This window comes from Lactiplantibacillus paraplantarum (assembly GCF_003641145.1).
Lineage (GTDB): Bacteria > Bacillota > Bacilli > Lactobacillales > Lactobacillaceae > Lactiplantibacillus > Lactiplantibacillus paraplantarum.
Genome location: NZ_CP032744.1, coordinates 2,268,113 through 2,280,653 on the forward strand (window position 1 = coordinate 2,268,113; position 12,541 = coordinate 2,280,653).

At 44.6% G+C, this 12,541-nt stretch carries 10 protein-coding genes; 5 read left to right on the forward strand and 5 right to left on the reverse strand.

Annotated elements, in window-relative coordinates; genetic code table 11:
• Positions 1–7 precede the first annotated feature (7 nt).
• Positions 8–568: a nitroreductase family protein gene (locus tag LP667_RS11280; protein WP_021732733.1), complete on the reverse strand. Its 561-nt coding sequence runs from the start codon at positions 566–568 to the stop codon at positions 8–10.
• 199 nt (positions 569–767) lie between these two features.
• Between LP667_RS11280 and LP667_RS11285 the strand changes: the two genes are divergently transcribed.
• Both LP667_RS11285 and LP667_RS11290 read left to right on the forward strand, forming a co-directional pair.
• Complete coding sequence (locus tag LP667_RS11285; RefSeq protein WP_021732734.1) at positions 768–1,724, forward strand: nucleoside hydrolase; 957 nt, start codon at positions 768–770, stop codon at positions 1,722–1,724.
• Positions 1,725–1,876: 152 nt separating this feature from the next.
• The gene (locus LP667_RS11290; protein ID WP_056988383.1) at positions 1,877–2,764 is read left to right on the forward strand and encodes a ribonuclease H family protein; all 888 of its coding nucleotides are present in this window, start codon (positions 1,877–1,879) and stop codon (positions 2,762–2,764) included.
• 94 nt (positions 2,765–2,858) lie between these two features.
• Here the strand turns inward: LP667_RS11290 and LP667_RS11295 are convergent, their stop codons facing one another.
• Both LP667_RS11295 and LP667_RS11300 read right to left on the reverse strand, forming a co-directional pair.
• Positions 2,859–3,629: a Cof-type HAD-IIB family hydrolase gene (locus LP667_RS11295; RefSeq protein WP_021732736.1), complete on the reverse strand. Its 771-nt coding sequence runs from the start codon at positions 3,627–3,629 to the stop codon at positions 2,859–2,861.
• A gap of 17 nt (positions 3,630–3,646) precedes the next feature.
• Positions 3,647–4,585: a LacI family DNA-binding transcriptional regulator gene (locus LP667_RS11300; protein WP_056988382.1), complete on the reverse strand. Its 939-nt coding sequence runs from the start codon at positions 4,583–4,585 to the stop codon at positions 3,647–3,649.
• 160 nt (positions 4,586–4,745) lie between these two features.
• Between LP667_RS11300 and LP667_RS11305 the strand changes: the two genes are divergently transcribed.
• Positions 4,746–5,609: a MurR/RpiR family transcriptional regulator gene (locus LP667_RS11305; protein WP_021732738.1), complete on the forward strand. Its 864-nt coding sequence runs from the start codon at positions 4,746–4,748 to the stop codon at positions 5,607–5,609.
• 96 nt (positions 5,610–5,705) lie between these two features.
• Here the strand turns inward: LP667_RS11305 and LP667_RS11310 are convergent, their stop codons facing one another.
• Positions 5,706–6,683: a Gfo/Idh/MocA family protein gene (locus LP667_RS11310; RefSeq protein ID WP_021732739.1), complete on the reverse strand. Its 978-nt coding sequence runs from the start codon at positions 6,681–6,683 to the stop codon at positions 5,706–5,708.
• A 12-nt stretch (positions 6,684–6,695) separates the two neighbouring features.
• Positions 6,696–7,715, reverse strand: a complete 1,020-nt coding sequence (locus tag LP667_RS11315; protein WP_021732740.1) for a Gfo/Idh/MocA family oxidoreductase — start codon at positions 7,713–7,715, stop codon at positions 6,696–6,698.
• Positions 7,716–7,935: 220 nt separating this feature from the next.
• Here LP667_RS11315 and LP667_RS11320 point away from each other — a divergent pair, with 220 nt between their 5' ends.
• A complete protein-coding gene (locus tag LP667_RS11320; RefSeq protein ID WP_021732741.1) occupies positions 7,936–9,939 on the forward strand; it encodes a Na+/H+ antiporter in 2,004 nt (667 codons plus the stop codon).
• Positions 9,940–10,300: 361 nt separating this feature from the next.
• Entirely contained in the window at positions 10,301–12,055 is a 1,755-nt protein-coding gene (locus tag LP667_RS11325; RefSeq protein WP_021732742.1) for a 1-deoxy-D-xylulose-5-phosphate synthase, read from the forward strand.
• The last annotated feature ends 486 nt before the right edge of the window (positions 12,056–12,541 follow it).

The window sequence follows — 12,541 nt, forward strand, 5'->3', positions numbered from 1 at the left end:
CTCTCAATCAACGATACGCCACTAATGTCTCCAATGGCTGATGTTCGGCCATTTGACCAGCAACGGCCGCTTTTCCAATTGACACCAACAATAACGGCTGGTACCGCTGGGCATCTAGTCCCAGAATTGTTGTAAATCCGGCGGCATCAAAACCGGTCATTGGATTCGTATCATAGCCATGTGCCTTAGCAACTAGCATAAATTGCATCGCAATCAGACCAGCATCTAGTGATTCAATCGTAAGCGGACTATCTTCCCTTGGCACTTCTTGTCCCGCTTGAAAGGCCGGAACTTGGTGCCGATTAGCGCGGTCGACCACAAACAAGACGACCGCACTAGCTGTTGTTAACTGACTCGTATTCCCAGTCGCTGTACATAACCGTTGTCGTAGTTGTTGATCCGTAATGACTAACGCTCGAATCGGTTGCTGATTCAGGGCAGTTGGCGCCAAAAACGCCGTCTGCAACATCGCACTCATTTCCTCACGTGTAATTTCAGTTTGGCCATCATATTGCCGAACGGAATGCCGCGCATTCATGATTGCTTCTACTGGATTTTTAGTCGTCATTAGCTTTCACCTTCCTTAATTTTTAGTATAAGTCAGCACCTGTATTTTCGCCAGTAAGCGTTTCATCTAAATAATCCGAACGCTTTTTGTTATCAATGACGATTTAATTCGCTACTAGCCGTTGTCAGCGCTCGCTGAAACGTTTACAATTGAATTATAGCTTTACGCGCTTCAGACCTAATCAGGGAGGATGTTTTACATGGCAAAACGTAAAATGATTTTAGACTTAGACACCGGGATCGATGACGCAATGGCCATCGCCTATGCAGTGGGGGCCCCCGACGTTGACTTAATTGGGATTATTAGTTCATATGGGAACTGCCTTGTTGATCAGGCAGCCATCAACAGTTTACAAATTTTAGAATTATTAGGGGCGACCGATGTCCCCGTCTTTCTAGGTGAACCTCACTCCAGTACTACCGAACACTTCGATGTCATGCCCATCTCACAACAGATTCACGGCATGAATGGTATCGGTGACGTTAAGCTCCCCGAACCCAAGCGTGCCGTTGAGACTCAGTCCGGCGTTGATTTCTTAATCGACGCAGTTCATCAGTACGGTGCCGATTTAACCTTAGTGCCAACTGGTCCATTGACAAACTTGGCCGAAGCGCTTGAAAAAGCCCCTGACATTGCCAGCACAATTGGTAACGTTACATTAATGGGTGGTGCTTTGACCGTTCCAGGTAACGTTAGCCACTACGCTGAAGCTAATATCAATCAAGATGCCGAAGCTGCTAACGCCGTCTTCACCAGCGATATGCCACTTACGATGGTTGGTCTAGATGTCACGTTACGAACACTACTGACTAAGACTGAAACGCAACAATGGCGCGATTTAAAGACAACCGCTGGTGAAAAGTTTGCGGATATCGTCGACTACTATATTGCAGCCTATGATATTACAAGTCCTGATTTACATGGTTGTGCCCTTCATGATCCTTTGGCCGTTGGCGTTTCACTTGATCCTAGCTTTGTCACCACGTTAGATCTGAATATGTATGTTCAGGCAAGTGGCGAAGACTATGGTCGAACAATTGGTGATCCAGCGCGGCTCAATGAGCCAACCAACGTCACGGTCGCTCTAACTGTCGACAAAGATCGTTACTTAAAAACCTTTATGACTTATTTGACTGCTTTATTTGAACAACACTAATTCACGATAATCCTCGCAACCGGGTAACGGAAATTATTTTCTGCTATCCGGTTGTTGTCGTTGATTGCCACCTAAAATTAAGCCAGCACTATTTAATTCATTGTTTTTTATGTTAAATTAACAGTATCACTTTTTAGAAAGTAGGCATTCACATGGCACAAAAATATTACGCTGTTCGGAAAGGCCGACATCCCGGTATTTATCGAACTTGGCCGGAAACACAAAAACAAGTGAGTGGGTATCCACAAGCGCAGTATAAAAGTTTTCCAACTGCCGCAGCGGCGCAGGCCTTTATGGCAGGTCAAACTAACCTGGGGTCCACCACCCCTGCCAAAAAAAGGACAGCGACTAATCAAGCACCCGTCAATGCGGCAATTACCGTCTATACCGATGGTGGCTCTCGTAATACCGGTAACGTGGCTGGTCAACATGTTCACCAAGACGATAAGGCCGCGTGGGCTTACCGGATCGAAATGCCTGACCAACTTGTCACCGATTCCGCTGGTGAATGGGGTGCAACTAATAACCGCATGGAAATTATGGCCTTCTTACGGGCACTCGAACAACTACAACAACTAGGGCAGACAAAGACTAGTATTCTCTTTGTGCTTGATTCCCAATACGTGTTAAATGCCGTTACTAAGGGCTGGCTAGCGGGCTGGAAGCGCCGGGGTTGGAAACGTAGCAACGGTCCACTAGTCAACGCCGAACTGTGGCAAGCAGTTGATCGCTTACTGCCTCAATTTACCACCCTTAACTACCGTTGGACCAAGGGGCATGCCACTAATCAAGGAAATGTCTTTGTCGACCATTTATTGAATCAGACAATGGACCAAATGCACCCAGGCCAACCAGTAACGCCATCACCGGGTGCAAGAACAAGTACCAGTCAATCTGCGGATAAGCCCACCACGAGTACACCACGCTCTAAGGCAGCAGATCCGGCGGCAGTAAGTCAATCGTCAGACACACCACAAGCGGCTGATCCAAAACAGGTGGCTCGTTCGGTCGCTGCAATTAAGAAAATGCTGCGTAAGTAACTACTAAAAAACTGTGCGATCAAACATTCACATTAACGGAATTGTATCCATTATATGTAGTGTTGGACCGCACAGTTTTTATGATTACTAATTTCTAAAGCCAGCCAATTTTCTTCAATCCGTTTGCAATACCATCATGATCACAATCAGTTGTCGTAAGGTCCGCTAAAGCTTTAATTGCTGGCTTCGCATTACCCATGGCAACTCCAATCCCCGCACTTTGTAGCATCTCACGATCATTCTCATTATCACCAAAGGCCGCCACGTTCTTCACATCAACGTTGAGTGCCACCGCTAATTTAGCAATTCCTTGCGCTTTCGAACCAGCTTTCGGGATAATATCCACCCCACGTTCGTGAAAACGGACAAATGAAAATTCATCTGGATGTGGCAAAGCTTGGTTCTGTGAATCTGAGTAAAACATCATTGCCTGATAAACATCATGATTCCGGTAATAATCTGGCGCATAATCTAAAGTTGGCGCTCGAAATGTATTCAAAACATCCCGCGTTTGCGACGATGGATGGGTATGAATATGTAAGCCATCTAATGACTCAACTACAATATCAATTTGCTGTTCATCAGCCGCAGCGACCAACTTGCCAATGTTAGCCTTCGAGAGTGTATGCTGATGGACTTGCTTACGATCGGCAAAGGCCGCAGAACCATTACAAAGAACGTAATCACGTAACTTTAGCGCCTCAATCACCGGTCGCGCCATCGCTAAGTTACGTCCAGTGGCAATCGCCACGTGAATATTACGATCTTTAAGTGCCTGGATGCTGGCAATGGTGCTTGGTAATAATCTCTTATTACTTGCCAAGAGTGTATCATCAATATCAAAAACTGCTAATCTTGCAACCATGTTCATTACTCCTCTAATTATCGTTGAATAAATTCCGATTTGATCAGTTCATGTGTTCGAGTATTCCCCATCGCCAATCGAAATGCAGACTGACCGAGTGACTCTAAATGATGGTCAATAGTTGAAAATTTAAGTAACCGACTCGTTAATAAATTTTCTTGACCAATGTTTGGAATCGGTGACAGCTGATGATCAATAAAGTACTGATACGCACCAGCACCAATATCATCACCGTTAGCAAAAATTGCATCAACCCAGTCCGTCTGCTTTGCGAAATACTCACCGGCGCGATATCCATCTTCATAGGTAGCAGCGCCAGTGAAAAGCCGCTCATCCGTAAGTTGACCATATACATCGTGATACGCCCGCCGCGTGACACGAGTGCTAGCACTAATCACATTATTGCGACTGAGAATGACCCCCATCGTCTGGTAACCCCGCTGTTTTGCCCACCGCAAGGCCGTTACATAAGAGGCCATGCGATCCGTATACGCCGCAGCCAATTCACGATCGTCACCAGGATCTTCACAACAGACGATCTGCCCATACTTGCGGTAATGTTCCAACGTTTCTAATGAGCTACTACGGGACGTAAAGATTAACGCATCATAAGCTTTGCTACGCAAGTCTTCTAAATAATGACGCTCAATGGTCATATCATAATTAGTAGGTAGCAACATAATTTTATACCCAGCGGCAAAACCAGCTCCAACGATACCATCAACGATTCGTGCAAAATATGGATGGTTGGCATAGGGCAAAACAACCCCGATCGTTTTAGTACGGCCCCGGCTAAGATCTCGAGCGACTCGATTAGGAACGTAATCTAATTCTTGCATGATGGCCTCAACTTTAGCCCGCTTATCATCCGCAACGTATTTTTGATGGTTGATGACGCGTGAGACTGTCGAGACAGAATAACCTGATAGTCGCGCAATATCATGAATGTTGGTCATCACAGAACTTCCTTTCTAAGTTGATGATACCACGTTGTTTCATAAAATTATCATAATTTATGATACCGGTACCAGGTCAAGTAACTTTTTATCAATTTTCTGATATTAATCGCATTTTTGTGATAATAACCGTATGATACTAACTATGGAGGTTACAGACATGTCAATCTTAATTGCACTCAAACAGCAAACAGATTTTACTAGCACTGAACAGCGGATTGGGCATTACATTCTGGCCCATCTTAATCAACTACCCACGGTTCTTATCAAAGATTTAGCCGCCAAAACTTATACTTCTCATTCCGCCATTATTCGACTAGCTCAAAAGCTTGGTTTTCACGGTTTTCGTGATTTCCAACGTGCACTAACCACTGAAATCGTCACCCAAGAGCAACAAGCTGCGACAGTTGATGCCAACTTTCCTTTTTCAGCTAGTGATTCAGTGACAACCATTAGTCAAAAAATGGCGTCATTGACCATCAACGCCATTCAAACAGCACAACAACAACTCGATACAACCCAACTAGCCCCTGCGGCCGACTTGTTAGCACGGGCCAATCGTATTTTCATTTTCTCGCAGGGTGACTCGCAACTACGGGCCCGTAGTTTTCAAAACAAATTAGTCAAGATCAACCGCTTTGCCCTAATTGCGGAAGAATACGCAGACGAGGCATGGAACGCAGCTAATCTAACTTCTAAGGACTGTGCTTTAATCATTTCTTACGCAGGAACGACCAAGATACATCAGCAATTTGTTGCCTACTTTTACGAGCATAAGGTACCAGTCATTGTATTAACTGGTAATCCCCAATCACCATTAATTGATCAGGCTACTTACCACTTGCTGACGGTTCAAGATGAATATAACTTTGCCAAGATTGGCACCTTTGCTTCTCAAGCAGCATTTGAATATGTTTTAGATAGTCTTTTTGCCGTGATGTACGCCCAAGACTTTCATAACCACTTGCAAGATTTACAACAGAAACAGCAGTTAATTCAAAATGGCCCGCTCACCACTAAATAGGGCCAGTATTCCCCAAAAACGTGCCTCAGATTTTTAGCTTCTGAGGCACGTTTTCGATAGTTAATTAGCAGGACAACGTAATTTATATCAATTTATTTATCCTAATTGCAACCCCGCACTGGCCAATGCTTGATCCACCACCGCCATGACGGCCTGTGAATGGGCTAGCTGGCGCTTAACCGTTACCATGTCATGCTCCGCAATAATGCGCTCAAACGCCACGAACTCGGCATGCATTCGATGATCGGCCTGATTGAGTGCCAAGTCAGTTGTTGCGCCATCGTGAGTAATTTCAGTAAAGCTTTCAACCGTGTTTGTTGGACCGTTCACAACAATTGAACCAGCCGTCCCCTGAATCGTCGAACGAACGGGTGAGGTGGAATCCTTTGAGCCAATGCAGACCACCTGAACATCCGGATAAGTCAGGATTAAAATACCTGAGGTGTCAATATCTCGCTCAATATTTGCAACATACTGGACGCGCGTTGGTGCCCCAAGCAAACCGACAACGAAATGAATGTTATAAATATTTAAATCCATCAACGCACCGCCACCCAACTTCGGATTGAAGGCTGGTAAAACGGTCCCGGCTTTAAATTGATCATAACGTGATGAGTATTGGGAATAGTTACACTCAATAATCTTCAAGTCACCCAATTTGGTTAAATCACGCTTAATTGCTTGATAGTTTTCCAAGTACTGATTCGTAATGGCTTCAATCAACACTAGATCTTGTTTTAGTGCCAATGTTTGTAATTCCGTCAACTGGGCTGCAACTAGTGTAAATGGTTTTTCACAAATCACATTTTTTCCCGCTTGCAACGCTTGCTTGGCGTAAGTGTAATGCAACGAGTTCGGTAACGCCACGTACACCGTATCAATCGTTGCATCTGCTAGCAAAGCTTCGTAATCAGTATAAACGGTCTCGATGTTGTAAGTCGTTTGTAATGCATGTGCTCGTTCCACACTACGGGGTGTCGATAATAAGCCAACTAATTCAATCGTTGGTATCATCTTCACCATCGGCAAAAAATCTTGGACAATCTTACCGGTTCCTAAAATTCCTAAACGCATCTTTAGCCCCTCCTAACGTCGACACTGTTGGATACCTTGTTCCAGCATCTTGATCTGCAATAAAGTTTCTTCATCTTTGACTAACTTAGGCTGACCATTAACAATCGACTCGTATACGCCAGCGTAGACCCGACTATAATCACCAACTTCGGAAACCACTTTTTCTTCATGGTATTGCCCGGCATCATCCATGTAAGTCAGCGTGCCATAGTTTTCTGGTTGATCGACGCCAAAGTCCGCATGATCTGGCATGTAAAAATGCTTCAAATCATATTCTTGCCGATCCTTATCCGCCTTCACGAACATACCTTTTTTACCATAAACCACAAAACTTGGTCGCGATTTAATGCGGAAATAACTCGATTTTACAGAGACTTTAAGTGCACCGTAATATAAATCAATGTCGAAATAATCATTCATTCGGTCAGTTCCTAGCAACTGACGAACATCATAATGAACATCATCTGGTTCCCCAAAGTACGCGATCACTTGATCTAACGTGTGGCACGCATGCCCGTATAAATAACTCGTGTCTAATGAGAAATGGTCAACGTTGGTTGGAACTTCTGGCCGGAAGTAATCAAAGTGCATTTCAACTTCTAATAAATCACCAAGGACGCCGCTTTCAATCACCTTTTGCGTCGTTAAATAGTCCGAGTCAAAACGACGATTCTGATAACATTGAATGAATAAGTGCTTTTCGTTAGCAAGTGCAAAAAGTTCCTGAGCCTCCGCCGACGTTTCAGTAAATGGTTTTTCCACCAACACATTCTTCCCGTGATTTAAAACATCCTTAGCCACTGAATAATGTGTGTGGCTAGGCGTTGAGACCACGACTAGTTGAATTTCAGGATCTTGATAAATATCATCCAACGTGGTCGTATAATGAACACCCGCAATCGGCTGCCAATTTTGACGTCCTGAACGTGAATAAATCGTCTTGACTTTAATTTGCTCTTTAAGCTTTAATGCGAATGGCAAGTGATACCGATTCGCACTCTTACCATTACCAATATAAGCAATTGTTAACATAATAGTAGCCCCCAATTAAGTTGATAATCTTATTATACTGACTTAATAGCCGCCGCCAAGCTTTTCACCAGCTTTAGGTTAGAACGTTCAATAATTAAGTCCTTACAACGCGAATTTTAAACATTAGGTCCAGCCAAAATTAATCAGCGCAGATCATACTCTTATTCACATGATTGCGTTAAAATTAAACTACTTTACTAAATCTAGGAGGAACTCTGGTTTGCAAACCGTTTTCTTAGTCTTACTGCTAGTCGCTGCGGTCGTTGTTGCTAACGCCGTCTACGCACGCTTTAATCAAGTACCAGTCGCCTTTTTACAAATAGGTGCCGGGCTGATTTTATCATTGATCCCGTTATATCAAAATTTTGAATTGGAACCCGAAATTTTCTTATTCGTCATTATTTCGATTCTCATGTTTAATGACGGCCAAAACACCAATATCCGTAAGCTCAGCCACCAATTCGGAACGACCTTGTCACTTTCGGTCGTACTGGCAATCGTGACCATTCTAATTGTCGGGACGGTAACTCACTTATTGATCCCAGAATTTTCACTGGCACTTGCTTTAGCTTTAGGGGCCATTATTACGCCAACCGATGCCGTCGCGGTATCATCAATTACGACCAAGGTCGCGATTCCCGGTGAGGTCATGACAACACTAGAAAATGAATCACTTTTCAATGACGCTTCCGGTATCGTGGCCTTCAACTTAGCCATTGCCGCCATCGTAACTGGTAAATTCTCTGTCTGGCATGGCATCACCAACTTCTTATACGTCTTTGCCGGTGGCATCTTCGTAGGATTAATCATTGGTTATATCATTGTCGCTATCCGTATCATGCTGATTCGGATGCGGGTGGACACCCCGTCTGTAATCGTGCCGTACACATTGCTAACACCGTTTGTCGTGTATTTCCTAGCTGAATCACTAGGTGTTTCTGGTATTTTAGCCGTCGTCGCTACCGGACTGATTCATGGTGTTCAATCTGACCAATTAAGGCTAACGACATCGCGGCTACAAATCGTTATGACCACCACTTGGTCAATCGTTGCAAGTATTTTAAATGGGATTGTCTTTGTCCTTCTGGGCGTTTCGCTACCAAGTGTTATCAACCACTTACAACAACGGGATACCGGCTCCGTTGCGGTCTTAGTCGGCCTCGGAATACTACTCTACCTCATTATGACATTCACTCGGTTTCTCTGGACCCGATTTGACTTAGCTCGTATTCGAGCTTGGGATAATCATGAAAAGACCCGCAACGCTTTTGTCATGGGGCTTAGCGGCGTTCACGGAACCATTACGCTTGCCATGGCATTCTCATTACCGCTAACGCTCAACGGCAGTAATTTTCCTTACCGCAATGATATTATCTTCGTAGCTGCGGTCGTTATCCTGACCAGCTTATTAGTTCCCACCATCTTGCTACCAATGACATTACCCAAACAAACTGTGAAGGTGACCGAGGACGAATTAGCAACCGCTAAAGCTGATATGGTGTCTCACGCTATCGATCTGATGCAAGCGCGTCATGGTAATAATGCTAGCACCAGCAAAGTTATTGCAATTCTATCTGGTCAGCGCGTCCTAGATGGCCGGCCTAAACGCTCCCAACTAGCCGGACTGTTTGATGCCACCTTCGAAGTCGAACAAGCCACTGTTGATCAAATGGTTACGAACAAAGAAATTACCCCCCACGAGGCCGAAAAGTATATGCGCGTCGCTAGTCAGACCCGTATTCAAAATCAACAAACTTTTTTTGAGCGTCTAAAATTACTGTTCCGCTTCACCATGGCTAAGTGGTCACTCAGTAAAAAGGCGCGGGCGCGACGCAAAATGTTCCGGCAGTACCGGCCGCGCCGTGGTCAGGACCGTTCAGAGCTCTTAGCGCGTAATCGCCAAATGTGGCATCGAATGCGGCAAATTGAGCAAAAGCCTTATGAAGCAGTACTGGCCTACCTAGCTGACACGATTACTGCCGACAATCAGCAAGCTATTGGTATCGTTCGCCGTGCTTATGACGAACGGCACCGTCGCTTGTCTGGTGAACGCGATGGGCAAAACATCCAAAATGAATTACTGATTGAAGCCTTTCAACTAGAATACAATTTTATTCAAACCCAATTGGCCAGCAAAACATTCAGTTCAGAACTTGGCAATCAGCTCTACGAACAGATTTCAACCGACCAACTGGTTTACTTACAATCCATCAACACGGATTAACTTCATTACTAGCGCTACTACGTACTGGTCACTTTAACACGAATCATGGTTAAAGAAGCTCGTAACGGAATCGCTGTTTGTCAATATGAAGATGGTCGACACTTAGTAATGTCAACAACGTGACCAACTGTCGCGGCCATCTTTTTTACAGGCAACCCGGTACACTAAATGTATACCAGCGGTCGGACCCGACTTAACAGTCTGACAAGCCCCCCAATCTTGTGACCATGGTTATCAAATGACACCGATGCAGTTATCGGTGTCATTTTTTTATTATTTTGAAATAAAATGCTTGTCTTAGAGCCACTCTAAGGTGCTAGGCTATAAACTATACTGATGAATTAGAAAGAGAGCGATAAAGATGGAAACACCGATTCTAGCACGTATCGATCAGCCAGCTGATCTTAAACAACTATCCTTACCGGAATTGACCCAGTTAGCAACCGAACTACGCCAAGTTTTACTGAATAAAGTCAGTCACACTGGTGGCCACGTTGGTCCTAACTTAGGCGTCGTTGAATTAACGATTGCCTTTCATACGATCTTCAACTCGCCCGTTGATAAAGTTGTCTGGGATGTCTCACACCAATCCTATACCCATAAAATTCTAACTGGCCGTAAACAAGCCTGGCTCGACCCCGCCCATTATGACGATGTCAGCGGCTATACCGCCCCCGAGGAAAGCCCCCACGACTACTTCAATATTGGGCATACTTCGACTTCTATCGCCCTAGCGACTGGGATGGCCGTTGCTCGGGATCTTGAGGGTCAAACTGGCAACGTGATGGCCGTAATTGGTGATGGATCACTATCTGGTGGTTTAGCCCTTGAAGGTTTAAACATTGCCGCCACTTTAAAATCAAATTTGATTATTTTAGTTAACGACAATGGCATGGCGATTGCCGAAGATCACGGTGGTATTTATCAAAACTTACGCGAATTGCGAGCAACTAACGGAACGAGTACTCACAACTTATTCAAAGATTTTGGCCTCGATTACCGCTACGTTGATGATGGCAACGACCTCGAAACGATGCTTACGGCTTTCAAGACCATTAAGGATATCGATCACCCGATCGTTTTGCACGTCCATACTGAAAAGGGCCATGGCTATCAACCAGCCATTACGAATAAAGAAGCCTTCCATTGGCACGTGCCGTTTGACCTCACTACCGGTCAAACCTTACATCCTAACACTAAGGAAACTTATACGGACGTGATCCATGCTACTCTAGAAAACGAGCTGACAGCGAAGACTCCCATTACCGCCATTACAGCCGCCGTCCCAGGAACTTACGATCTCAAACGCTTTGGTCGGCGGCATCCTGACCGCTACTTTGACGTCGGAATTGCCGAACAAGAATCCATCACATTCGCTGCTGGACAAGCGCAACAGGGATTGCGTCCGATTGTCTTCCATTCCGGGACATTTCTGCAGCGAGCTTACGATCAATTATCACACGATCTTGGTATCAACAAATTGCCCGTGACGATCATGGTCGCTGGCGGTCGCATCAATGCTGGCGATCCGACCCATCAAGGAATCTTTGATGTCGCTATGCTCAGTAATATCCCTAATCTCACTTACTTGGCACCAACAACCAAGGAGGAACTTCAGGCGATGATGCACTGGGCCTTGCACCAAGATAACGGACCGGTCGCCATCCGCGTTCCTAGCAACGACGTACAATCAGCACCATTAGTAGCTGATTTCAAGGCAACTAAGATGCACACGTTGCATACTGGTCGCCAAGTTGCCTTACTCGGTGTTGGTAGTCTATTGCCTTTAGCCTCAGCCGTTCAACAACAATTAACTGACCACCAAATTGACGCTACGCTCATTGATCCACGTGATATTTCTGATCCTGACATGACAACTTTAGCCGCCCTCAAAGCTGACCATCAGCTAGTCGTTACCGTCGAGGAAGCTAGCCTTAGTGGTGGCTTTGGTGAAAAAGTCAGTCGCTACTACGGCAACAGTACGATGCGAGTTCTAAATTTTGGGGCTACCAAACGTTTTAACGATCGTGAAACGACGGCCGAGTTACTTCATGAATTTAAGCTTACCCCACCGCAAATTGTTACTGCGATTACCGAACAATTAACTCAACCTTAAGCAACACAAGTTTCGAATGATTTTAAAATCCTGTCATGTGCTATTGGCCGCATATGACAGGATTTTTCCGTATTGGCTGGGATGAAAACACTGCTAAAACAACAGTTTAATGACTTATTTATCATCACGATAAAATATCGCAGCAATGGCGAATGAGCCATCAACATTGTAAAATCAGTATTCATATGTCAGTCAACAATTCTTTTAGGCCAACATCTGCCACCTGAAATGCGCTAGACTGGACTTTTATGCGCTAGTACCGTCAAAACTTGTCCCCCATTTTTCTACTCAATTACCGTTTGCATGTGTCGTTAACGTGTTTCTATGCGGAATTATCGCTGCGTATAATTATTTGGCCAAGTTCCAAGAAAGTTAACTAACAATATTTAAAATATTTTATTTGCTAACAACCAGTCCCAGACCAGCGTTGGCTAGTACATACATCATCATTATCGTTATACTAACAACTCATTTCCAACTAAACAA